The organism is Paenibacillus urinalis (assembly GCF_028747985.1).
GTDB lineage: Bacteria > Bacillota > Bacilli > Paenibacillales > Paenibacillaceae > Paenibacillus > Paenibacillus urinalis.
This window is the reverse complement of record NZ_CP118108.1, coordinates 3112821-3136815: the sequence shown is the minus strand read 5'-3', so window position 1 is coordinate 3136815 and position 23995 is coordinate 3112821. Positions and strand designations below refer to the sequence as shown.

Genomic DNA, 23995 nt, shown 5'->3' with positions numbered 1-23995 from the left:
GCTTTTTTTAATAATTATGGGTGAAGGTATTATATCAAATGCATCAATTTAACAATAAATAGATTGGAATACAAGCAGCCATGGCACTAACGTAATCTACTATATGGAGACGTGAATTATAAAGGAGGATCCTATCTGGTGAAGTGGGCAGATATTAAAGGGCACTATGACGTTGCTTATAGTCTTGGTCACAATTGTCTGGCTGCAAGTCAGTTGAATCACAGCCGAATTCGTACAATGGCAGGCGTCATCGACTGGATGATTACACCTCAGCTGTCAGGTGTAACGGAGCTGCTTCGTAATCGCTTCAAATATATGATGCAGCCTGAGAATATGGCTGTAATCGGGGTTAATCCACTGGCAGAGTGCTATATTGTGAGAGATGCTGCATATGATATATACTCACATCATGATTTTCCACTGGTACTGAACACCCCTCATCATTTAGCCAGCTATTCCATATTACAAGATAAAATAGAGCGTAGATCCGCACGATTCTTGAATAGAATGAACCTTAACAAGAGAACTTTGTTTTTACGTACAGAGGCTACACGGCATGAAACGTCTGAGCTGATTGATGTATTGCAACAGATCACAGCAGGTGAATTCAGGCTCTTGGTAGTTAACCATGCTTCGGTTCAAAATGTGGTAGAAATGGATTGGGAGCTCCCCAACGTTTGCACCCTGCTGATCCCTCAAGTCGATAATATGTTTGAAGACAATCATGGCATCTGGCGGTACATTCTTCAGGATATATATGCGACGCAATATTAATAACTTACTCCCTCGTTATATAGCACGATTCTGTTGCTCCTCAAGCTGCATTTTACATCAATAATTCTCTGATTACGACTTCCCCGATAGAGTAGACTTACGTCCTTCTTCTCCTCTATAAACCTCCCATCGATAAGCATGTCACACAGAAGCAGAAGTTGTTTGCGTTTCCTGTTGGCAAGCAGTGCTTCAAAGGTAAAGCCGGAATAGGCCCAGATCGTTTTGTCAGGACAATGCTCTTTGAAATGCTCGATAAATTGAATGCATTCCTCTGCCGAGAAAAATGGATCTCCGCCGCATAAAGTCAAACCATCCACAAGAGGGTTATGTTTAATATCTCGAATGATGCGCATCTGTTCTGCTTCTGTAAATGGTGTGCCTGCCTCAAAATCCCATGAATCCTTGTTAAAACAGCCAGGGCAGGCATGCCGGCACCCACTGATAAACACGACGGCTCGCAGTCCTGCCCCTTCATTAACGGATTCAGGGATATACCCGCATATATTCATTGATGCTTCACCCGATCACGTACCTCAGCTTGCTTGGCCTCGTTAAATCGGATTGTGTAATCTCCGGTCAAGTATCCTGTAACTCTGCGCAGCCGGCTAAAATGGACTTGTTCTTCAGTCACACCACAAGAGGGACATGATGTACCGATAACCCCTTCATATCCGCAATCAGGACATCGGTCAATCGGGTGATTAACAGAGAAATAACCCATATTTTGTGCGAGCGCATACTGAATGATCTTGCGTAAAGCCATTTGATTATGGCGAACATTTCCATCCAGCTCTACATAGGAGATTGCACCAGCATTGCACAATTCGTGAAAAGGAGACTCAAGCTCTATTTTTCGGGCACAGCTCATGGAGTAATAGACAGGAATATGAAAGGAATTCGTGTAATATTCCCGATCCGTGACTTCAGGTATCTGTCCATATTGTTCTCTATCCATCTGCGTAAATTTGCCGGATAACCCCTCTGCCGGAGTGGCAAAGAGCGTAATATTAAGGTTATACTCCTCACTTTTGCGATCACAGAATGCCCGCATCGTTTCAACAATTTTGACTCCTTCCTTATAGGCAAGCTCACTTTCCCCATGATGCTGTCCAAGAAGGGCCTTGAGGCATTCAGCCAGTCCAATGAATCCGATAGAGAGTGTCCCATGCTTCAGGAGCTCGCCAACTGGTTCGTCAGGATGTAGCTGTTCTCCGCCTTCCCAGACACCTTCTCTCATCATGAAATCAGAAGCTTTGGCAGGCTGAATGGATTGGAGTGAGTATCGATGGAGTAGACCCGAGAGGGCAGTCTCCATGGAATAATGCAGATTTTTATAAAAACCGTCCAGATTAGCCGAGCGCCGTTGATGAAGAATGATGCCGTGCTCAATGCCTAGTTTGACCAAATTGACCGTATTAAAAGAGAGATTGCCCTTCCCAGACAGCCTGTTTCTGCCAAAACGATCTGCAATCGTTCTCGTTCTGCAGCCCATCGTCGCAATAATCGTATCTGGTTCTCCTTCCCGATAGTAAGGGAGGTTGAATGAAGCATCGACATTTACAAAATTGGGGTACAGCCTGCGGCTGGTGCAGTCTACTGCCTTTAAGAACAGATCATAATTTGGATCGCCTTCCTGCTGATTTACACCTTGCTTGCACTGGAAAATATGCTGCGGAAACACAGGCGTTTCCCCATGACCCAAGCCTGAGATCGCCGCATCGAGAAGAGAGTGGGACACGAGTCGCCCCTCTGGTGAGGTGCACATTCCGTAATTCAATGATGTGAAAGGAATCTGACCGCCAGCGCGGCTGCTCATGGTATTCAAATTATGTATCAGCGATTCGGCAGCTTGTCTTGTTTCTAGGATCGTTTCTTCATGAGCAAATGTGAAGGATTTGGGTGAGAGGGAACGTGCCTTCTCGCTTGCAAAGTGGATGTCTGTATCTTCGATTGCTCTAATTTCTTCAAACAATCGCTGTCCTTTGCGGTAATGTTTGATGAAGGAGCGATTCACATAAGGAGCCAGGTCCCAATCGATCTTGCTGGCGGATACACCACCGAACTGACTATTCTGCTGAGATTGAAAAATAATGGCCACGAGTGCCATGGCTGACATAATCGATCTTGGTGTTCTGACCGAGCCATTCCCCGTGTTGAATCCTCGTTCTAACAGGCGGTCAAACGGAATAAATATACAATTTGTGGTGCCCAGTGCATATTGGTCCAGATCGTGAACATAAATATATCCTTGTTCAACAGCTCGTGCGACATAAGGGGGGAGAATATGTTTTAATGCGAATTCCTTAGATGCTTCAGAACCAATCTTGCTCATCTTCCCACTGAAAGAGTCTCCGTTCAAGTTCGCATTTTCCCGAAGCACATCCTGTTCCTTTGAGTCAATAATCCGTTTGATCATATCGGGGAGGTCACCTGATTTCTTCTGCATTGTCATCGCAGCTTCCATTTGTGCCATTTTGCTCCTCCTTTGAATTTTGAATATATGAAATGATGTAGACATACATACAATATGTAGATGTTTATATTTATGATAATTACTATATATAGAAATGGGTATGACAAATATCACAGTGGCTTGCTGCTGTTTATGACATACACCTGCCTTAAAGCAGGGTGGTAGAAAATGATTTAAGACATAAACCACCGATACAAAGCTCTGGAACCATGCTATGTTTGGATTGCATTTTTTCTTGGAATTGCAAAATTCATCAGTAACGATGAAAACAAAGATGGAGGAGGATGGGAGTGGAAGCAAATATGCAGGCAGGAATATCAGCGAGCGGAGAGGATAAAAAGATACCGAAGGTCGGCCAATTACTTGCCGTCCTGCTGTCAGGGGCATTTGTCGCCATACTTAATGAGACACTGCTGAACGTTGCGCTGGTTCAAATTATGGGTGATCTCAGCATTGAGCCGCATTTGGCGCAGTGGTTGTCAACTAGCTACATGCTTGTAATCGGCGTATTGATTCCGGTGTCTGCTTACCTGGTTCAACGCTTTACGACGAGACAGCTGTATTTATCAGCTATGATTCTTTTCTTAACAGGTACATTAATCGCCGGCTTCAGCGCAAACTTCGCAATATTGATATCAGGACGCGTTGTGCAGGCCATTGGTACGGCAGTGCTTATTCCCTTAATGACCAACATTATTCTGGCTGTCATACCGATTGAACGAAGAGGCGCTGCAATGGGACTGGTGGGGCTTGTACTTATGTTTGCACCTGCAATCGGACCTACCTTATCTGGTTTTATACTTCAATTTTTATCTTGGAGATGGCTGTTTTTCTTGGTTGCTCCGATTGTATTGATGACCATCCTATTCGGATATTGGAGACTGAAGAACGTTACACGGACTTCCAGACCGAAACTGGATGTCATCTCGATTATACTGTCAACCATTGGCTTTGGTGGATTGGTATTTGGCTTCGGAAGCCTTGGAGAAGGCGGCGGTGAGGGGGCAGTCAGCAGTTACGTTTATTATGTGCTTGGTGCAGGTGCAATCTCCTTGATTCTCTTCGTATTGCGTCAGATAAGATTGAAGACACCAGTCATGGATATGCGGGTATTTCGTCATTCCATGTTCACTATTGCGGTTGTGTTATCCATCATTGTGACGATGACGATGTTCGCCATGATGCTGGTATTACCTATATATCTGCAGCAGGTCCTTCTGTACAGTACGCTAACAACAGGACTTGTCATGCTGCCAGGAGGTCTTCTTAACGGACTGATGTCTCCCGTGATGGGCCGCCTATTCGACAAGTATGGACCAAGGGTGTTGTTAATTCCAGGCATCAGCATGCTCATCTTGACGATTATTGGCTTTATGCAAACCGAGCTTCTTCAATCGCCATGGATCGTAATGGGACTGCAAACCGTGCTGATGATTTCAATCGCGATGATTATGATGCCTTCCCAAACGAACGGACTCAATGCTCTGCCTGCTGAGCTATATCCTCACGGAACCGCAGTGCTGAGTACATTGCAGCAGACATCTGGTGCGCTTGGAGCGGCTGTGTTTATATCCATCATGCAATCCGGTCAGAATAAAGCACTTGCAGGGATAGCAAACCCAGGTCAGACAGAGCAGGCTGCCGCGATGACAGCTGGAGTGCAGGATGCATTTATGATTGGGCTCATTCTTGCCTGTGCCGGGTTTGTAATTGCTTTGTTCGTGAACAGAGTTAACACAGGCGGAGGTTCCCACGGAACGCCTGAACAGAAGGAAGAAGTGAAGGAACTGGCCGCGAATCCGGCAGTAGAATAGTACCAGTAAAGCGACAGAGCAACAGAGCAACAGAGCAACAGAGCAACAGCGCAACAGAACAGAAGGAACAAGTTGTTTAGTTGCAAAACTGGTGGAGTTTAGAAAGAAGGAGCAGCCGCGCATCATTAAATGTGCGGTTTTTTTCTGCAGTTTGGGTCTGTAAAGTTAATAATTATGGTAATATATAGTCTTGCAGAAAAACACAAACTGAAATGGAAAGGAAGTAAGGATTGCTTAAATTTACATCACACAAGAAATCGGTATGGAAATGGACCTTCTTTTTCTTGCTGCTCCTGCTTAGCTGGGTATGGAATCTGGCTTATTACAACAGCATGCAGCTTGATAAACCGTTATTTCCTAAGCAGTATATGACTGCCATTAATCAACTTACGGAGATCAAGGTTTATTTTTTGGAGAATAAGGATCAGGGGAAGAAAGTGAGCCAAATTCATATTAAAGAGCTGCCTCATACCGCAATCGGAAGTCCAACAACCCAAATAGAATATGATTACCAGAATCTTAAACGGTTTTATATTGATCTCAGACCGGAAGAGAATACGAAGATAGATACAGAACAGGACAAGGACATCGTCATTCGGGAGATTGAGGTGTATTACGATGATGGTTCTACAGAGACGGTTCCGATTGGTGAGATCGTTATTCGGCCTTATCCTGATAAAGGATATGTCACGGATATGAGTTCAAGTGGAGCATCCTCAGATGGAAGCGGTCATGATTACCCGAGAGTAGCGGTTAAAGCCTGGCTAACGAAGATAGAGATGACCCATTCGGAAGAGCTCTCTTCACTCATTGATTTTACACTGTACGGTAAGCCGGCAGATCAGGTCACTTATCCGAAGGAAGTGGTCCCTGACGATCGGATCACCTTAAGATATCAGTGGAAGCTTCCTGAGGATCCTAGTGAGTTCATGATCTACGAAGCGTTGGCGTTAATGCATTTTAATACACCGGATGGCAAAGAAATTGTAGATTTCAGCTTTATGAGCAATAATCTAAGTTATTCCGAAGAACAGATCCGGTCCATTGTACAGGAGGTGAACTAATGTCTCCATCCATACAAAGCACGGCGGCACCCCTTCGCAGAATGGCATGGGGATTTCTATTTGTACTCATTGATTTAAACTTGGGTCCTATTGATATCCTGCCTGATTTTGTAGGTTTTATCTTGATATACTTCGGCTTAAGCCGGCTCGGTGAGCGTTTCAAAGATTTTAGCCGAGCTAAAGGATTCAGCCTTATTTTATTATTCATGTCCATAGCCGGTATATTTGTTCCGCCAGTCGATTATAACAGCTTTGCTTCTATTCCTCTGTATGTTCATATATTTGCGGAATTACTTAGTCTGCTTACGCTGTTCCTGCTTGTCTTTATATTTAGAGGACTCACAGTAATCGGAGAATCCGGTGTGTTTCATAATGTGAAGATTCAGGAAGTGATCAGTCTCAGAAAAAATGGATTACTTGGTCTACATGTCCTTCTCATGATCATGTATCCCTTGGCATTTAATATGAACGATACGATATTATCGACCATATTCATTTTCACTATAATCCAGCTTCTATTCTATCTTCTGTTCATTGCACTGCTGTTCCGGATGGCCAAAGTCATTGAGAAGTGGAAAGGATCTGTCAGCGTATAGACTGTTTATTGATTCATGACTGAATACACAGGTATTGGTTTAAAATAACGGTATAACTGTAGAAGGGAAGGGAAGCCATGGCAAGGGAAGTCTATTCCGTTCCCTATGGGTATGAACCCAAGGAGGACGCGACCAAGGGAACCCTGATTTACTATGATGACTTTGACGGAGTGGAGGACAGGGAGCTGGCAAGCGCATTAAAAATAACGGAATCCAAGCAATTCAAGAAGCTGGTTCTCTATCCCCTTCACGATGCTACCATTAAGCGCATGCTGAAGCACAATACGCAGCCCTTCTATAAGAGAGAGGATCGGCTGCATGATTGGAAGCGTGAGCAGTCCAATGAGAGGCTCATTATGGTTGAAGGCTGGGAGGGCAAGCGGAAGAAATATACACCGATGGAGGCTGCACTACGGCATTTGACAGAGTACTATCCAGCACCTCATTTCGTATATATCTCTCCCTTGTATGCGAACTTGTTCGCTTCTTACTCCTTCTTTGAAGAATGGATCAAGAAGATCCGATTAATTATAAATGATACGCCGAGAGAGCTTCATCCGAGCCTAATGAAGTATGGGCATCGTTTTGAGATCATCACGGGTCGAGATGAGAACAAATAACGGTTACACCAAACCGCTTCCTTGAATAAAGGAGCGGTTTTTTTATTGTTATCGACAACCAACAACCTATTTACTCAACACCTGAAAAATTCATAATAGTAATAATGACTTCGATAATTACAATGTTCACATAGAATCTATGGTATAAGTATTAACATAAAATAATTTCAACACCTGAAAATTTCATAATAAGATAATAATTATTTTCTCTGGCTCATACCAACTTACGCAATCTTGTAGTTGTACTTATATCAGAAATAGAGACAAAGAGAAGTGAATTCAAAGCGGAATAATCCTTTAACAATAATTATATAATAAATAAGAGTAAAAATTTATTGTAAAACGATAAATAATGTGCTAAATTCAATATGAAATTTATTTTGGTGAGGTGTTTGTATGAAACGAGGTTCAACATTGTTTCTAAAAGCAGCTGTTTTTCTTATCGGAATTCCGGTGCTTGTGTTATGTGTTGTTGGTCTGCCTTGGTTATTGAATAACCCAGTGAATCCAGAATTTGCGCATATGCTTTATCCGATTGTAACAATTCTGTATGTGTCCGTAATCCCATTCTGTATGGGGCTCTTCCAAGCGATCCGACTGCTGAGCTACATTGACAAGAATAAGGCGTTCTCGATAATCTCAGTTAAAGCTTTAAAAATGATTAAGATCTGTGCATTCTCGATAAGTATCCTGTATGTCATCATGCTGCCGTTCATTTTTCTATTGGCAGAGAAAGACGACGCACCGGGTCTAATCATTATAGGCATGGTACTGATCTTTGCTCCCCTGGTGGTAGCCGTATTCGCCGCCGTTCTCCAGAAGCTTATGCAAGAAGCGATCGAGATTAAATCAGAAAATGACCTAATCATCTGAGGTGGAATAATATGGCCATAATTATAAATATTGATGTCATGCTGGCGAAGAGAAAAATGAGTGTGACAGAGCTCTCCGAGCGAATCGGGATCACGATGGCGAATCTTTCAATACTGAAGAATGGAAAGGCCAAAGCCATTCGGTTATCAACGCTGGAGGCGATATGTATAGCATTAGATTGCCAACCAGGAGATATTTTGGAATATCGAATGGACGATGATTCAGCAGAAGCAGAGCTTTGATTATTATCACATCCGTTCAGCCGATCCGTTGACGAACCCCTTGAAGTAAGAAGACTTACGTAAGGGTACAGCGTTGACTAGATCGGCTGATTTTTGTCATGGCTAGAAGCTGTAATCAGTTTACATAATATCTAATATGTATGATTATAAAGTAAGGTGGAGCCTAAACTTGTTCCAAAGTAGATCCAATGTTATTTATAATTCTACATTCATCGTTGACCAACAGAATAGCATTTCTTAAAATGGTTAATTAAGTTGTAACTTAATCAATTTCATAATACCTTTTGCTGCTTCAATCAAGAGTGAAATTGATTCAATTAATACTTAAAAGAAAGATACAACCTACCAAGAAGAGAAAATTCTCCATATTGAGCCTCATACCTCTGAAATGAAAGAAGGCGGACTGATGAACTGGAAACGGATCGCCCTAACGGGTGTGATTACGACGTTATTATCGACTGTCCACGGATTTCCCCACCACGAGGCATCAGCAGCAGTGAACAAAAAGATTCAAGTGAATATTGACGACGAGCAAGGAACTCTGACAGCTTCCTCGTATCTTGAGCAGGGTACGGTGATGGTTCCAATCACGATGCTTCACAAGCTGTCGGAGGCCCAGATCAATTGGAATAATGCTGACAAGACCGCTACTGTGCGAATGAATGGACAATCCTTTGCTCTTAAACCCGGTGCAACAAAAGTTTCATATGCAGGTAAGGTGTACAATTTAAAAGAAACGGTTCAATTAATTAATCATCGTGTCATGGTGCCTGCTGCATTCCTCAGCGAAATCTCAGACACAGATATGCGATTTGATAAAATGGATCGAATCTTATATCTAATCACCGATCGCTACTACACAATGACTGTTCCCAAGCATGAAGAAATTCAATTACAAGCAGCACAGGTGAATCAGTATGATTATGTAGAAGGCATGAACCTTATCGTTAATGGAGATTCTCATCCTTTTACGAGTTGGGAAGGCATGTGGGACTGGAGCTATAAGCCTGATATTTATGTGGAGGACCTTACGAATGACGGACGAGAAGAGCTTGCAGTCATCAATACACTCGGATATGGAACAGGACTGATGCAGAAGGAAGTTCACATTGTAAATTTGCAAAATCACAAGGAAATTCCGATTGAATCCTTCGAGGATATTACCAAAGAATGGATTGATTCTTCTATTACAACGCAGGATGGGAAGGTCACTGCGTCTGTGAAAATAAAAGGGGAAGAGGAAATCAAGCATGTACTTGATGAATATCTAGGACCTCCTCCGGAACATTTCTATTCAGAGCTTGGCTTCGGCGCAGTCGTCTATTATTTCATTGATAATGGAAAGCTTACTGCTCGTCTTGGGGCATCGGCAAGCACAGTTACTTTCTCAGGAGATGTAATCATTGATTACAAATATGAGGAAGGTCGTTTCCTAGCAGACAAAGTGAGCTATATTCCTCATCAGAAATAAAGCCATCACGACATGTGTATATAGCACATCTGGTATCGACTTTTTAATATGATATGGAAATTATTACAATTGATATGTGAAAAATTCATGATAAAGACAGGATTTGTTTTCGAACGTTTTTCGGAATTATGTTATGATGAATGACGGAGAGATTTTTATCTAAATATAAATAAATACAAATGATTGTTTTATTATTGGAGGAGATTCGATGTTTAAATGGTTAAAAGGCAAATCTGCTGAAAAAATGGATGTTCTTGATATTGCAGCCCCGCTGACAGGAAATGTAGTTCCACTCGCGAATGTTCCGGACGAAGCCTTCGCTTCGAAGGCCATGGGTGAAGGAGTAGCGATTGAGCCGACAGAAGGCAAGGTTGTAGCCCCTTTTGATGGTAAAGTCGCTCATTTGATTGAGAAGAGCAAGCACGCTGTTATTCTTGAGCATGTAACAGGAGTGCAAGTACTAATTCACATCGGTGTTAACACCGTTTCTATGAAGGGTGAGGGCTTCAAGGCTCATGTCAGCACAGGGGATGAGGTAAAAGCAGGTCAGCTTCTGATCGAGTTTGACATGGCAGCAATTCAGGCAGCAGGCTATCCGGTGATTACTCCTGTATTGATCCCAGCTGGCATTGATGCAGTGAAAAGTGTGGAGCCGAACGAATCCGCTGGCAGCGTAAGTGCGCAGTCCGGCAGTGTCATTAAAGTTCATCTAAATTAGGTTGAGTGGGACCTCATTTCTTACATGAATTTAAGAAATGAGGTCTTTTTTATGCAGGCTCAGCGTTCCTTAACCGCAGATATAAGCATAAACATAGGTCTCCTCAGCTCTTCTTCGTATGCTGGGTTGGAGCTTAGCATCTCGGATGTCGGCTTCAGCTCGGATAAACGAGTCAGCTGAAAGCCTGCAGACAAGAGCCCATTTACGTAGCTGGCAACGGTACGATGATATTTCATTACCGTATGACCTAGAAAATTAGCTTCCCGAATTCCCTCCAGGTGGTAGTTGTCAACAGGCCAGTGTAATTTAGTGCCGGAGTTATCATAATAGAAATCTTGGGCTTCCAGTGCTGTAAACATCGGATGCTCCACGGAGAAAACAAAATGACCACCAGGCGACAGTAACTGATGTACTTTATGACACAAGTGCTCAAAGTCTTCAATATAGTGGATTGCCAGCGAGCTGAGTACCACCTCAAATGAGTCGTCATCCACACTCAGATCTTCAATGGCAGCTCTTCTATATTCAATATGCTCGTGATCAGTCAGAAGTCTTGCACGTTCCAGCATTTTCTCCGATATATCAATTCCAAGTACATAGGTAGCTCCTTGTTCTTCAGCATAGCGACAATGCCAGCCGTAACCACAGCCTAAATCAAGGACGGATTTGTCCTTAAGATCTGGGAGCATTCGTCTCAGCTCGGGCCATTCCCCAGCGGCCTCCAATCCACCGGTCGAGCGGGGCATGCGGCTGTATTCGTTGAAAAAGGACGATTCATCATATTTATTTTGCTTCATTACGGCAGGCTCCTTCTCTAGTCATATCAACATTCAAGACTCTACGGAATCGTGGTAAAAGAATCTAGACTATAGACTCATTATAATCAATTATTACCTTGAGGAGCAGTCAATCCAATATGAAAAACCGCAGCTTCACCCCGTATGACGGGTAATGAAAGTGCGGTTTAATGTCTATTGTAATTGTATGCATTACTACGGCTGATAGTGTGAAGAGCTGTGAGGATAATAATAATTATACGGACTGGCCTTGACCCATTCGTAATCATCGTCCGAATATCCATGAGGACCATAACTTGATTGATGAAAAACACCTTGAGCAGGGATGTTATTCCCTTGTGCAACCGGTTCTGGTGTGTGATTCATAGTCCGATGCGTGCTGTTCTTTCCTTGCGAGCTGCTCTTTGCTTTTTTACAGCCAGGCGGTGGACCAAGGATAACAGATTCTTGAATAGGTAGGGCCGCTTCCGCATATTTTTGTTCATCTACACAGTAAGCAAGATTCATAATTTCTTTCGGTGTGAACCGAAGGAAGTCAGAGCCGTAAACAATGTCAGGTGTCGGTTCATCAAAGATCGTAAGGAAATGTGTATTGTCCTTCATGGACACGATCCAGTGGAACCAACCTTTAGGAAACATGGAGACCTGACCGGGCCTCAGCCGATAGGACATCAGCTTCTGTGTAAAAGGATCAAACACGGAGGTTACGACTTCTCCGCTAATGACATACACCAGCTCATTAACGTTCGTGTGCCAATGAGGCTGAACGATGATATTCTTGCTCATATGTGCACTGAAAAAACCGGTTTCGATCGCAGGCATTTGCTCTGCAAACATTTGTGTAATGTAATTATGCGCATCTCTCTTATAAGTAGTGACTGCATTGGAATCCCCGCTAAGATTGAGGGATGGAGATTGTAAGACTGGATTGGTCTTCATGAGCTGCTGTTCCTCCCATTCTGTACACCACATTCTGTACGTGAGCAAGTTTTTTTCAGCATATGCCTAGATCATTTGATTTGCTCCTGGGTGCGATAATTTTTAATCGTTTTAGGAAAAAGGTTTGTCGAAATTGATATGAAAGCGCTATAATTGAAATTAATGTAAAAAGAACATCCAAATTCATATCATGGGGTTAAGGGAGCGGAAATAATGAGAAAGAGCAAGACATTCTATAATATATTCATTCCTGTTCTCATCCTGAGCTTGGGACTCGTTATATCCTTTGGAAGTTATATTTATGTGTCGACTACTAACTCTGTCGTTGAACGAATTAGCGACAGTCAGCAAAGTCTGATCTCCCAGATTCGAAACACACTAGAGCAGAAGATTCAGACGATTGAATATGCCTTTAACACTTACAGTACAACCAAATCCTTCACTGATGTAATCAATAACCCGCTCACAGAGCAGGAATTCCAGACCTATCAGGAGGTAAATTCCCAGCTGAATTATATTGCTTCACTTGGGCTGGATGGTGTTCAGTATTCTCTCATTAGTCTGAAGCAAGACTGGAGCATTGCCAATGGCTCCTTATCCAGGCTGACAGGGGAAGAGAAAAGAGAATTGTACAATAAATATATAAGCGAAAAGAGCGAGGATCTATTCTGGGTAAAGACAGCGGACGGAATTCAATTTGTACATACCCTGCCCGTATTCTCGAACAATAAGCAAGCCATTGCGCTGTCTTCTATATCGTTAAAGACGCTCAATAACACACTGCAGTCACAGCCGGATACACCGGTTTATATTTTGAACAAGCAAGGTGAGCTCCTGTACTCGGCGGACACGGAACATCCTCAGCTGACTGATGTTCAGATCAAACAAATCATGGATGCAGTCTCCAGTCGGCCGCAAACAGGAAAGCTGGCGATCCCGGGCGATACGCAGGCAGAAGTGAATGTCATTTATGCCAAATCCTCGTATAATAACTGGACGTTTGTGACGCTGCTGGATGATAAAGCGGTTAGTGAAGCGATGTCTGCTACACGCATCGGTATCGTTGTCATGGGCTTAATCATCATGATATTAATTTTTATCATCGCTTACTTCTTGTCCGTGTATCTGTCTAAGCCGATTCGCAAGATCCAGCGCAGCTTAGCGAACAGCTCCGAACCGATGATGAAGGACGAGGTAGACTGGATCATCAGATCTATTGACTCAATCGTATCAGAGAAGGAAAGTCTGGAGCATTTAATGGAGGCGGAGAAGCCGAAGCTCGAAACACAGTTTGTACTTAATCTGCTGCATAACCGATTAACACCTGAAGAGGCTTGGCGCAGTATGTCACGCTTCGGATATCGAGTACAAGAGGACAAGGTGTATGTGACCATGCTCGTACAATTGGACCGCTATCATGATAAACAATTGTCAGATAAGGATGTTTTACTGCTTGCGGTAAACAATCTCGTACAGGACATCGTTCCCCAGGAAGGAAGACTGCTCCCGGTTGTTATGAATGAGCGTACGCAAGCTACGATCCTTATGTTCGACGGAGACAGCGAGCAGGAGATCCGTAAGAAGATTATCACCTACGCCAAACAGATCATCCGATCCTCACGAGAATATTTAAGACTGCCTGTCAGTATTGGGGTAAGTCAGTGTTATACCGATTTGCTTAAGAGCCGTGAAGCTGGCGAGATGAGCATTGAGGCCCTTCATCACAGACTTAATTTAGGAAAAGAGTCGATCATCTTCTTTGATGATATCTCGACGGTCATCTCAGGACCGATGGTTCTTCATTATCCAGCAGAGCTTGAGACACAGCTGTTTGATGCAATCCGGCTGGGTGATGAGAGTGCTGTTCTTCGCTCGCTGTACCCATTGCTGGCTGACATGATGAAGCACAGCAAGAACCCGATGAATCTGGAAGTGACACTGATGCGCTTCGTTAATAATTTGATTCAACTAGAACAGCACATTGGTGCTGAAGTACTCTTAACTCCGGATAACGCTAATTTGTACCACCGCTTATTGAATATTCGCAACCCGGAGGAGATTGAACGTATTCTGGTCGATGAAGTGATACTGCCCATGGTCAAATGCATGAAGGAGAAGACCAATCACCAATTCAGGTCGATCGCCGACCGCATTGCATCCATCATCCGAGCGGAATACGATCAGGAGTTGTCACTAGAATCCATCAGTGAAAGACTGCACTATAGTCCCAATTATCTGAGCAGCATCTTTAAGAAGGAATATGGCATGACGTTCACAGAATTCCTGATGAATTATCGACTAGATATCGCAAGAAAATGGCTGGTGGATACGGATATGACCATTAAAGACATTGCAGAGCGATTACAATATCAGAATCCTCAGAATTTTATTAGATCCTTCCGAAAGAAAGAGCATGTGACACCCGGAGCATATCGAAAAATGAAGCTGCAAGCATGATCATTAAGCTTGAAGTTCAGGCATGTGTCAAACAAAAGAAGTTCGGAGCACGCGGAGCATAATGACATGCGCGTAGCCGAACTTCTTTGTTCTTAATGTAGCTATCCTTTTACAGCACCAAGCAGTGCGCCTTTGGTAAAATGCTTCTGTACGAACGGATAAGCAATCAGCATTGGAAGTGTAGCCACAACGATGACGGCCATCTTGATGGTCTGCGCCGGCGGGATAATATCTACCGCAGAGCTGTCGCCTTCCATACCGCTGGAGACGATAACAATTTGTCTTAGAAGGACCTGCAAAGGCCATTTGTCCGAATCCGTCAGGTACAGAATCGCATTCGTGTAGGTATTCCAGTAGGTAACCCCATAGAACAAGGACAGCGTAGCAATCGACGGAAGGGCGAGCGGCAGCATAATGCTCCCTAGAATTCGGAAATCATTCGCTCCGTCGATCTTGGCAGATTCCTCAAGGCTATCCGGCAGTGCTTGGAAGAAGTTTCTCATAATAATGAGGTTAAATGCATTGATAGCAACGGGGAGGATCAAGGACCAATATGAATCAATCAACCCGACGGCTTTGACAATCAGAAAGGTAGGAATCATACCACCGCTGAACAGCATGGAGAATACAACAATGAAATTAATGAAGCTTCTTCCATATAAATATTTGCGGGACAAGCCATAAGCCATCAGCGCAGTCAGGAGCATGCTTACGGCCGTTCCCACGATCGTCGTACCAATCGATACCGCTAGACCTTGGAAGATCGTCGAGGTCGAGAAGATGTACTTGTATGCATCCAGGGAGAAGGTCGTAGGGAATAACACGAACTTCTTCTCAACCAGCTCCTGTGTAGATGCAAATGAGCTTGCGAGTACATTAATGAAGGGAAGCAGACAAGCCAGTGCGATCAGAGCAAGAAGCGTATAATTGACGATATTAAATATACGGCTTCCAAGGGACTCTTTTTTATAGGTGGGTTTCTTGGCAGTTGCAGCCATAAGATGAGGACCTCCTTCTATTTCGGATGTAAGTATTATTGAGATATATACACCTTATCAAGGGGACCAAATTCCGTATATAATCATGTCCTACGACATTCATTTCATGTGAAAAAGCCGCTTCTTACACTGATAATCCTGATATTAAATAATGATCATGAGCTACATTGATCCCTGTTAAACCCGTATTCCAGCAGCGAATATAGCTGATGATTATATACGTAACGGACCATCAGAGGGTATGCTTGGCTTCGAACAACCGACTCAGCATCATTGCATGTTGAAAAAGTATTTTTCAAGGAGGTCGACAGCGATTGAAGGAAGCAGATACCCCGGCCGTTTCATATCAGGTGGGCACACGTAAGAAAAAAGAGATGTTTCAACCCTTTCATTTTTTGAAGAAATACAAGCTGCTCTATTTAATGATTTTACCCGGATTTCTATTCTTTGTTGTATTTAAGTACTTGCCAATGGGCGGACTCATTATTTCCTTTCAGGATTATCAGCCCTATCTTGGTATTCAAGGGAGTCCTTGGGTCGGGTTCAAGCATTTCATCAGGTTGTTCACTGAACCGACATTCGCCATGCTCCTCAGCAACACCTTAATCTTATTTGCACTTGAGCTTGTCGTCTTCTTCCCATTACCTATTATACTTGCACTCATGCTGAACGAAGTCAGACACAAGCTGTTCAAGAGCTCGATTCAAACGATCATTTACATTCCGCATTTCATGTCATGGGTTATCATCGTCTCCATTACATATGTATTTCTGAATGTGGATGGCGGTGTTGTAAATGAGATCATTGCTGCATTAGGTGGTCAGAAGATCAGCTTCTTAACTTCACCGGAGTGGCTGCGTCCGATGTACATCGGTCAAATTATCTGGAAAGAAGTCGGCTGGTCTACCATTATCTATCTCGCAGCGATTACAGTGGTAGATACTCAGCTCTATGAAGCCGCTGAAATGGACGGTGCCAGCAGGCTCCGTAAGATTTGGCATGTCACTTTGCCGGCCATTCGTCCCGTGATCATTACACTGCTCATACTCAAGATCGGCAACACGCTTGAACTGGGATTTGAGCATATGTTCCTGCTCCTGAACTCACTCAATCGGGAGGTTGGGGAAATCTTTGATACTTATGTATATACTGCGGGTCTGAAGAATGGACAGCTCAGCTTCAGTACCACAGTAGGCTTGTTTAAAGGACTGGTAGGACTCATTCTCGTCATGATTGCCAATAAGCTGGCCAAGAAGTTTGGAGAAGACGGTGTGTATTAATCTTTTTTTATCATATATAAAAAGGGGATATGTACATGAAACAAAAGCAATTATCTAAATTGTTAGCGCTTACTCTTGCAGGTGGACTTGTGCTTAGTGCTTGTGGAGGAGATACGTCAGGATCTTCTGAGCCTTCCGTTGATGCGGATGGCAAAGCCAATATTACTTGGCTGAACATTCTGCATACGGCATCACCTCCAACAGAAACAGTGCTGAACAAGATTGAAGAGGCCACAAATGCGAACATTGAGTTCTCATGGATTCCGGATGCATCGAAGGAAGAGCGTCTGAATACATCACTTGCGTCGGATTCCCTGGCTGACATTGTAACGATCACATTGATGGAGAACTCTTCAGTCCGTAACGCGCTAAAAGCAGGTGTATTCTGGGAGGTCGGTCCTTACCTCGATGAATTTCCGAACCTAGCGACGATTTCAGAAGACATGCGTAATTCCGCATCCATTGAGGGCAAGCTCTACGGAATTCCGATGCAGAAGCAAGTGGCGAGAAATGGTGTCGTCATTCGGAAGGACTGGCTGGACAAATTAGGACTTGAAGTGCCGAAGACGACAGACGAATTAATGGAGGTTGCCAAAGCCTTCACAGAGCAGGATCCTGACGGAAATGGTGCGAAGGATACGACAGGTTTCATGGACCGCAGTGACCTGATCTATGGCGCATTCAAGACCTTAAGCTCCTATTTTGGCACACCAAGTGTATGGAGTGTAGGAGAGGATGGCAAGGTAACGCCTGAATTTGAGACAGAAGGCTATGTTAAAACGATGGATTATATGAAAGAGCTTTATGAGAACGGATACATTAACCAGGACTTTGCTGTTACAGCGAAGACAGATCAGCAGCAGAATTTTGCTCAAGGTAAAGCCGGTATTTATGTAGGTGCTCTATTCGACAGCAAGAACCTGCTTAACATGGCCAAGGGGGTTCAGGACGATATGGAGCTTACGCTTGTCAACGACATTACATCGACGGGCAATGAAGCGGATCGCGCAATCTGGTCGATCTCCAATGGGGTTGGCGGATTGCTGGCATTCCCTAAATCGGAAGTCAAGGACGAAGCTGAGCTCAAACGCCTTCTGCAATTCATGGACGATCTCATGTCCGAGGAAGTCTACACACTGATGACCTACGGTATTGAAGGAACACATTACACGGTAAATGAGGAAAAAGCAGTAACAATTACGAACACAGAATTGTGGCAGCAAGAGGTTCAGCCATTTGCATCCTCCAGACCTAACGAAACCGGTTACGAGATTCATGACAACGATCCACTAAAGAAGGAATCTGATCGTTTGATCGAGGAGAATTCAACGTTTGCCGTGCTGAACCCTCTGTATTCGCTCGAATCCGCTACCTTCTCATCTCAAGGATCTGAGCTGCAAAAAACGATCGTTGATGCAACCTACAAATATATTCTGGGCAAAATCAACCTCGATCAATTTAATGAAGCGGTGAGCAGCTGGAGAAAAGCAGGTGGTGATCAAATTATCACAGAATACGAAGCTGCTTACCAGGCTGTGCATGGTCAATAACCCGATCCTTATGACATATTCTTCTTGATCACTGCGGATGTATTTCAACTAGATTCATAGTCGTTAAAATGTATTGCCGCTCCGTTCTTTTAGCAGGACTTATTGAAAGCGGAGCGGCTTATCTATTTAGAAGGAGGATGACAGGGAGATGAATCAGACAAACCAGACCAGCTGGGCACAAAGAATGGCACATTCCATTATGGAGCGGACACCAAGGCTGTATGAAGCTAAAGGGTATAACGAGAAGTGGTCCTATGATTACGGGGTTATCCTCAAAGGATTTGAGCGTTTATGGCGCATCACAGGCGATCAGCAATACTTCGATTATATCAAGAGCAATATGGATCACTTCATTCAGGAGGATGGATCGATTCGAGGCTATAGGCAGGACGAGCATAACATTGATCACTTGAATAATGGCAAGCTTCTATATGTCCTGTATAAGGAAACGGGTGAAGACAAATATAAACTGGCCGCCTCTACTTTACGGAAGCAGCTCCTGACGCATCCCCGGACTTCCGAGGGGGCTTTTTGGCATAAAGAAATATATCCTTATCAGATCTGGCTGGATGGCTTATATATGGGCTCTCCGTTCTACCTGGAGTATTTGCTTACGTTCGAGTCCGAGGGGGATCTTGGTGATGTAACGAAGCAGTTCATTCTATGTGAGAAGCATACGAGAGACGACAGAACCGGGTTATTATTCCACGCTTGGGATGAGAAACGTGTACAGCCGTGGTGCGACAAGAGTACCGGACTGTCACCGAATTTCTGGGGCAGATCACTGGGCTGGTTCCTCATGGCCATCACTGACGTTCTTGAACTCCTGCCTAAGGAGCATGCGGACTATAACGAGCTCGAACGAATATTCAAGGATACGCTGACGGCAGTTGCAGACTTTCAGGATGCGGAGTCCGGAGTATGGTATCAGGTTGTGAATGAGGCTGGACGCAAAGGTAACTATTTGGAAGCCTCGGCTTCCAGCATGTTCACCTATGCGATGGCGAAGGGAATTCGGCTGGGACTTCTCGGTTCTGAATGGAACAATCCATTACAGCGGGCATTCCAGGGACTTATTGCTGAATTTATATTAGAAACCAAAGAAGGGTGGCTTAACCTCAACAAGACTTGTCAAGTGGCTGGACTTGGAGGGGCAGATCGTCGTGATGGCACCTATGCGTATTACATCAGCGAACCGATTATTACGAATGATCAGAAGGGGCTCGGTGCTTTCCTTTTGGCTTGTGCTGAATACGAGGAACTGATCCAGACAGGTGAGCTAAGCCTGCCTGTAACGGAAGGAGCTCAGCAATGACCATCTATAACATTGATGACTACGGTGCACATAAAAACAGCGGTCAGCTGTCCACCAAAGCCATTACAGCGGCTATCACTGCTGCTGAAGCAGCAGGGGGAGGAACAGTAGTGATCCCTGCGGGTACTTATACTACAGGAGCAGTTATACTGAGGAGCAACATCCACCTATATTTAAGTCCGGGAGCTACATTGTCCTTCAGTGACAAGCCAGAGGATTATCCTGTAGTCACCTCTCGCTGGGAAGGAGTAAGACGGGAGGTTCACGCTTCCTGTATCTATGGTGAACAGCTGGAGAACGTAATGATCTCAGGGACTGGCCGGATTGAAGGCAATGGTGCATTGTGGTGGGATAAGCAGAGGAATCATCCGGAGGAGCTTACGTATCCTAGACCGAAGCTGATCAGCTTCGACAGCTGCCGCCGAGTGACGATCAAGGATGTACAGCTGTTTAACTCGCCGAGCTGGACAGTGAATCCGATTCTATGCCATGACGTCACTATCGATAATCTCTCAATTCTGAACCCCGCCGATTCACCGAATACGGACGGCATTAATCCCGAATCCTGTTCGAACGTTAGAATCAGCAATTGTCATATCGATGTAGGAGATGACTGTATCGCGATCAAAGCAGGTACGGAGGATACAGCTCACCGAGTTTCGTGCGAGAACATCACAATAACGAACTGTACAATGGTGCACGGGCATGGAGCTGTCGTTATTGGCAGCGAGATGAGCGGCGATGTACGTAATGTAGTGATATCAAACTGCGTGTTCAAGCATACGGACCGGGGCATTCGTCTTAAGTCAAGACGGGGACGGGGCGGCACGGTTGAAGATATTCGCGTAAGCAATATCGTGATGGAGGATGTCATCTGTCCATTTATATTAAATCTGTATTACTTCTGTGGTCCTCGCGGTACAGATAAATATGTGTGGGACAAAAATCCGTATCCTGTAACGATTGAAACTCCACGATTTCGACGGATTCATTTCTCAGGGATTACGGCCCGTAACGTTCATGCAGCAGCAGGCTTTATATATGGTCTGGCAGAGCAGTATGTCTCTGAAATTACATTTGATCAGGTTGATATTTCCATGGCTGAGGATGCGACACCTGCAGTTCCTGCCATGATGGCAGGAATTGAAGAGATGAGCAATCGCGGATTCTTCCTTGGGAATGTAAGGGATGTAAGGTTCCGGAATGTGACGATCGAGAATCATCAGGGTCCTGCCTTTTATGTGGAGAATGGTGACACCGTTAAATTTGAGGGCTGTGAGTCGAGAAACACAGACCGTGCAGAAGAGCTTATTCACGAAGTTACGGTAAAGCCTTCTCAGGAGAATCCGGTATGAAGCCATCATCCGCGGATCCACTGTGGCACCTATTAGGAGACCTGCCTGAAGGAGGCGTAACAAGCTCGCGACTGCTGGCTGAGGAGGAGAAGGAGGGGTATCTTCTTCAGACGATTATGCTAGAACTGTATGGAATGGAGCAGGTATCCATATCAATGGCTCTGCCGCTAGAACAGAAAGGTCCATACCCTGTCGTTGTATTCAACCATTCCCATGGGGGCAATTATGCGGGAGGACGCAAGGAATTTGTAACGAGCAGCCATTATCTGCAGCAGCCATCCTTTGCTAAGACACTGACCTCCATGGGATATGCGGCTTGTTGTATGGATATGCGTGGATTCAACGAGCGCTCGGGCCGAACAGAAAGCGAGCTTGTCAAAGAAATGCTGTGGCGGGGAGAAGTATTATGGGGCAGAATGCTTCGTGATAATCAATGCTTGCTTGACTATATTTGTACGCGAGAGGATGTAGATTCCAGCCGCATCGGTACGATCGGCATGTCTATGGGGGCGCTTATGGCGTGGTGGCTTGCGGCACTGGATGATCGAATCAAGGTGGTCGTTGATATTTGTGGTCAGGTCGATGCCCACACCTTGATTATGAAGAGAGGCCTTGATCATCACGGGTTCTATTCATATGTACCCGGACTGCTGAAGCATTTCACAACCCTATCCATTCAGGAAAGGATTGTCCCGCGCCCCAGACTGAGCCTAAACGGGCGGGATGATCGGTTATGTCCTTATGAAGGAGTCATTCTGCTCGCTGATGGCCTTGAATCTGCATATGAGAAGGCAGGATATCCTGAGCACTGGCAGCATATAGAGACCGGATCGGGACATATGGAAACAGCAGAGATGCGTTATGCCTGGAAGGATTTCTTAGTCAAGTATTTGTAATCTACTATTCATCTTGTAAAGGGAGGCGTTAGCTTGATTACGAACAATACGAAAGAGACGAATATCAAGACCATTCAGAATCCGATACTTCCTGGATTTAATCCTGACCCTTGTATGATCCGTGTGAACGATATGTATTATATTGCGGTTTCTTCCTTCGAATGGCTGCCAGGTGTTCGAATCTATCAATCGGATAATTTGGCGGATTGGGAGTTTTGCACGGATGTGTTAACAGATCAAGTGAACCTGAAGGGGAATCCCAAGAACTGCAGTATTTGGGCTCCACAGATCAGCTACCATGAGGGTCTGTATTACTTAATGTATACCGATGTGAAGAGCACGAAACGACCTTTTAAAGATACCCATAATTACCTCATTACATCCCAGTCAATTACAGGGCCATGGTCAGAGCCCATCTATTTGAACAGCAGCGGCTTTGATCCATCCCTGTATCATGATGACGACGGGCGAAAATGGCTGTTAAACTGCTTGTGGGATTATCGAATTACGGAGGGGAATAAGTCCAGCGGAATTGTCATACAAGAATATGACCCGGAGCAGCAGAGATTGATTGGAGAACCCATTAAGCTCTTTGATTGTACGCCGCTCAAGAAGACAGAAGCTCCTCATATCTATAAACGAAACGGATATTACTACTTAATTACAGCGGAAGGTGGAACGGGCAGCGGACATGCGGTTACTGTAGCCCGGTCTACGGAGCTGCTCGGTCCTTACGAAGTGGATCCTCAATATCCGATGCTGACTTCAAGTGATAACCCGGAGCTTGAGCTTCAGTGCGCCGGGCATGGGAGCTTGGTCGAAACGCCTGAGGGTGAGTGGTACATGGCTCATTTATGCACTCGGCCGGTTGAAGGAAAGTACCCTATACTTGGCAGGGAAACCGCATTGCAGCAGGTCTACTGGGATTCGGAAGGCTGGCTCCGATTAACTTCTGGCGGACATTCACCTCAGACAGAGGTTCCTCTTCCCAAGGGTGCGGTGGTTAGAGGGAAGCGCAGCACAGACTTCTATGATGATTTTACGGGAGCTGGGTTGAGGCCTGAGTGGAATACACTGCGTATCGTGGCAGACGATCAATGGTGCAATTTATCAGAGAGGCCCGGATATTTGAGAATTCATGCAGGAGAATCGGCCCAAAGTCTGTTCGAGCATCATATCTTGGCAGTTCGACAGGCGGATACGCATTTCCGAGCTGAAACAGAGCTGGACTACGAGCCAGCGATGTATCTGCAAATGGCAGGACTCATGCTGTATTTAAACGAAGACAATTATTGGTTTGCTTATGTAACTCGAGAGAAAGAACAGGGTAAAGTGCTTCGTCTGATGCGCTGTGAAAAAGAAGAATTTACACTGGAGCCCGTCATTGTGAAGCTGGAAGAGGGTAAGCCTTTACAGCTCGCTGTCGATATATCCGGCGTAAATGGACAATTCTATTACCGGACAGAGGAAGGCGAATGGAATGAGCTCGGTGAGGCCCATCATGTCGGATTTTTATCCGGAGGGTTCACGGGGAACTTTGTTGGAATTGCAGCTCATGATATGAATCAGTTCATGGGCAGCTATGCGGACTTTTCTTATTTTCGTTATACAGGCAGGAAATAGTTAAAGTGCAACTACATTACAGTGGACAAAAGGAAATAAGGCATAAGTCATCTTCCATCCACAGAAGAGGCTCATGCCTTATTTTGTGATGCATACACAAGAGCTGACACAGAATCAGATCTTATTCCTCATATAAAAGC

At 44.5% G+C, this 23995-nt stretch carries 21 protein-coding genes; 16 read left to right on the top strand and 5 right to left on the bottom strand.

Translation table 11 applies throughout. From position 1 onward, the window contains the following. Positions 1-138: 138 nt before the first annotated feature. The gene (locus PUW25_RS14535) at positions 139-774 is read left to right on the top strand and encodes a DUF1796 family putative cysteine peptidase (RefSeq protein ID WP_047910376.1); all 636 of its coding nucleotides are present in this window, start codon (positions 139-141) and stop codon (positions 772-774) included. Here PUW25_RS14535 and nrdG read toward each other — a convergent pair. After that, complete coding sequence (gene nrdG / locus PUW25_RS14530) at positions 771-1283, bottom strand: anaerobic ribonucleoside-triphosphate reductase activating protein (RefSeq protein WP_205052993.1); 513 nt, start codon at positions 1281-1283, stop codon at positions 771-773. The two genes, PUW25_RS14535 and nrdG, sit on opposite strands and share 4 nt — an antisense overlap. Next, the gene (locus PUW25_RS14525) at positions 1280-3238 is read right to left on the bottom strand and encodes an anaerobic ribonucleoside triphosphate reductase (RefSeq protein ID WP_274338306.1); all 1959 of its coding nucleotides are present in this window, start codon (positions 3236-3238) and stop codon (positions 1280-1282) included. Before PUW25_RS14525 ends, nrdG begins: the two co-directional genes overlap by 4 nt. Before the next feature lie 299 nt (positions 3239-3537). Here PUW25_RS14525 and PUW25_RS14520 point away from each other — a divergent pair, with 299 nt between their 5' ends. From PUW25_RS14520 to PUW25_RS14485, 8 genes are all read left to right on the top strand, one after another. Next, on the top strand, positions 3538-5061 hold the full coding sequence (locus PUW25_RS14520; RefSeq protein WP_274337241.1) for an MDR family MFS transporter: 1524 nt from the start codon (positions 3538-3540) through the stop codon (positions 5059-5061). 230 nt (positions 5062-5291) lie between these two features. After that, positions 5292-6125: a hypothetical protein gene (locus PUW25_RS14515; RefSeq protein WP_047910373.1), complete on the top strand. Its 834-nt coding sequence runs from the start codon at positions 5292-5294 to the stop codon at positions 6123-6125. Further along, positions 6125-6721, top strand: a complete 597-nt coding sequence (locus PUW25_RS14510; protein WP_047910372.1) for a hypothetical protein — start codon at positions 6125-6127, stop codon at positions 6719-6721. The genes PUW25_RS14515 and PUW25_RS14510 overlap by 1 nt, the downstream gene beginning before the upstream one ends. A 77-nt stretch (positions 6722-6798) precedes the next feature. Next, positions 6799-7341 carry a hypothetical protein gene (locus tag PUW25_RS14505; protein ID WP_047910371.1) on the top strand — a complete coding sequence of 181 codons (543 nt, stop codon included), beginning with the start codon at positions 6799-6801 and terminating at the stop codon, positions 7339-7341. A 396-nt stretch (positions 7342-7737) separates the two neighbouring features. Beyond that, entirely contained in the window at positions 7738-8214 is a 477-nt protein-coding gene (locus tag PUW25_RS14500; protein WP_047910370.1) for a DUF2975 domain-containing protein, read from the top strand. An 11-nt stretch (positions 8215-8225) separates the two neighbouring features. Then, complete coding sequence (locus PUW25_RS14495; RefSeq protein ID WP_047910369.1) at positions 8226-8456, top strand: helix-turn-helix domain-containing protein; 231 nt, start codon at positions 8226-8228, stop codon at positions 8454-8456. 406 nt (positions 8457-8862) lie between these two features. Further along, the gene (locus PUW25_RS14490; protein WP_274338379.1) at positions 8863-9927 is read left to right on the top strand and encodes a copper amine oxidase N-terminal domain-containing protein; all 1065 of its coding nucleotides are present in this window, start codon (positions 8863-8865) and stop codon (positions 9925-9927) included. Between the two features lie 208 nt (positions 9928-10135). Beyond that, positions 10136-10645, top strand: a complete 510-nt coding sequence (locus PUW25_RS14485; protein ID WP_205052995.1) for a PTS sugar transporter subunit IIA — start codon at positions 10136-10138, stop codon at positions 10643-10645. 59 nt (positions 10646-10704) lie between these two features. Here the strand turns inward: PUW25_RS14485 and PUW25_RS14480 are convergent, their stop codons facing one another. Together PUW25_RS14480 and PUW25_RS14475 are read right to left on the bottom strand one after the other, a co-directional pair. Next, the gene (locus tag PUW25_RS14480) at positions 10705-11442 is read right to left on the bottom strand and encodes a class I SAM-dependent methyltransferase (RefSeq protein ID WP_205052996.1); all 738 of its coding nucleotides are present in this window, start codon (positions 11440-11442) and stop codon (positions 10705-10707) included. Between the two features lie 195 nt (positions 11443-11637). Further along, a complete protein-coding gene (locus PUW25_RS14475; protein ID WP_205052997.1) occupies positions 11638-12381 on the bottom strand; it encodes a cupin domain-containing protein in 744 nt (247 codons plus the stop codon). Between the two features lie 213 nt (positions 12382-12594). On the opposite strand from PUW25_RS14475, the gene PUW25_RS14470 reads away from it, so the two are divergent. Next, a complete protein-coding gene (locus PUW25_RS14470) occupies positions 12595-14838 on the top strand; it encodes an AraC family transcriptional regulator (RefSeq protein ID WP_205052998.1) in 2244 nt (747 codons plus the stop codon). Between the two features lie 101 nt (positions 14839-14939). Here PUW25_RS14470 and PUW25_RS14465 read toward each other — a convergent pair whose 3' ends face one another. Beyond that, positions 14940-15836, bottom strand: coding sequence for a carbohydrate ABC transporter permease (locus tag PUW25_RS14465; RefSeq protein ID WP_047910364.1), 897 nt, complete (start codon positions 15834-15836; stop codon positions 14940-14942). A gap of 374 nt (positions 15837-16210) precedes the next feature. On the opposite strand from PUW25_RS14465, the gene PUW25_RS14460 reads away from it, so the two are divergent. The 6 genes from PUW25_RS14460 (at position 16211) to PUW25_RS14435 (ending at position 23855) form a co-directional block, all read left to right on the top strand. After that, a complete protein-coding gene (locus tag PUW25_RS14460; protein ID WP_081872274.1) occupies positions 16211-17116 on the top strand; it encodes an ABC transporter permease in 906 nt (301 codons plus the stop codon). 35 nt (positions 17117-17151) lie between these two features. Then, a complete protein-coding gene (locus PUW25_RS14455) occupies positions 17152-18666 on the top strand; it encodes an extracellular solute-binding protein (RefSeq protein WP_047910363.1) in 1515 nt (504 codons plus the stop codon). A 148-nt stretch (positions 18667-18814) separates the two neighbouring features. Further along, entirely contained in the window at positions 18815-19981 is a 1167-nt protein-coding gene (locus PUW25_RS14450; RefSeq protein WP_047910362.1) for a glycoside hydrolase family 88/105 protein, read from the top strand. Continuing rightward, the gene (locus PUW25_RS14445) at positions 19978-21336 is read left to right on the top strand and encodes a glycoside hydrolase family 28 protein (protein ID WP_047910361.1); all 1359 of its coding nucleotides are present in this window, start codon (positions 19978-19980) and stop codon (positions 21334-21336) included. The genes PUW25_RS14450 and PUW25_RS14445 overlap by 4 nt, the downstream gene beginning before the upstream one ends. Continuing rightward, positions 21333-22232, top strand: coding sequence for an alpha/beta hydrolase family protein (locus tag PUW25_RS14440; protein WP_047910360.1), 900 nt, complete (start codon positions 21333-21335; stop codon positions 22230-22232). The genes PUW25_RS14445 and PUW25_RS14440 overlap by 4 nt, the downstream gene beginning before the upstream one ends. 114 nt (positions 22233-22346) lie before the next feature. Continuing rightward, complete coding sequence (locus PUW25_RS14435; RefSeq protein WP_047910709.1) at positions 22347-23855, top strand: glycoside hydrolase family 43 protein; 1509 nt, start codon at positions 22347-22349, stop codon at positions 23853-23855. Positions 23856-23995 lie beyond the last annotated feature (140 nt).

Coding starts and splice junctions, on each gene's coding strand:
- nrdG (WP_205052993.1), bottom strand. CDS start 1,283: ATGAATATATGCGGGTATATCCCTGAATCCGTTAATGAAGGGGCAGGA.
- PUW25_RS14525 (WP_274338306.1), bottom strand. CDS start 3,238: ATGGAAGCTGCGATGACAATGCAGAAGAAATCAGGTGACCTCCCCGAT.
- PUW25_RS14510 (WP_047910372.1), top strand. CDS start 6,125: ATGTCTCCATCCATACAAAGCACGGCGGCACCCCTTCGCAGAATGGCA.
- PUW25_RS14505 (WP_047910371.1), top strand. CDS start 6,799: ATGGCAAGGGAAGTCTATTCCGTTCCCTATGGGTATGAACCCAAGGAG.
- PUW25_RS14500 (WP_047910370.1), top strand. CDS start 7,738: ATGAAACGAGGTTCAACATTGTTTCTAAAAGCAGCTGTTTTTCTTATC.
- PUW25_RS14495 (WP_047910369.1), top strand. CDS start 8,226: ATGGCCATAATTATAAATATTGATGTCATGCTGGCGAAGAGAAAAATG.
- PUW25_RS14490 (WP_274338379.1), top strand. CDS start 8,863: ATGAACTGGAAACGGATCGCCCTAACGGGTGTGATTACGACGTTATTA.
- PUW25_RS14485 (WP_205052995.1), top strand. CDS start 10,136: ATGTTTAAATGGTTAAAAGGCAAATCTGCTGAAAAAATGGATGTTCTT.
- PUW25_RS14480 (WP_205052996.1), bottom strand. CDS start 11,442: ATGAAGCAAAATAAATATGATGAATCGTCCTTTTTCAACGAATACAGC.
- PUW25_RS14475 (WP_205052997.1), bottom strand. CDS start 12,381: ATGAAGACCAATCCAGTCTTACAATCTCCATCCCTCAATCTTAGCGGG.
- PUW25_RS14470 (WP_205052998.1), top strand. CDS start 12,595: ATGAGAAAGAGCAAGACATTCTATAATATATTCATTCCTGTTCTCATC.
- PUW25_RS14465 (WP_047910364.1), bottom strand. CDS start 15,836: ATGGCTGCAACTGCCAAGAAACCCACCTATAAAAAAGAGTCCCTTGGA.
- PUW25_RS14460 (WP_081872274.1), top strand. CDS start 16,211: ATGTTTCAACCCTTTCATTTTTTGAAGAAATACAAGCTGCTCTATTTA.
- PUW25_RS14455 (WP_047910363.1), top strand. CDS start 17,152: ATGAAACAAAAGCAATTATCTAAATTGTTAGCGCTTACTCTTGCAGGT.
- PUW25_RS14450 (WP_047910362.1), top strand. CDS start 18,815: ATGAATCAGACAAACCAGACCAGCTGGGCACAAAGAATGGCACATTCC.
- PUW25_RS14445 (WP_047910361.1), top strand. CDS start 19,978: ATGACCATCTATAACATTGATGACTACGGTGCACATAAAAACAGCGGT.
- PUW25_RS14440 (WP_047910360.1), top strand. CDS start 21,333: ATGAAGCCATCATCCGCGGATCCACTGTGGCACCTATTAGGAGACCTG.
- PUW25_RS14435 (WP_047910709.1), top strand. CDS start 22,347: ATGATCCGTGTGAACGATATGTATTATATTGCGGTTTCTTCCTTCGAA.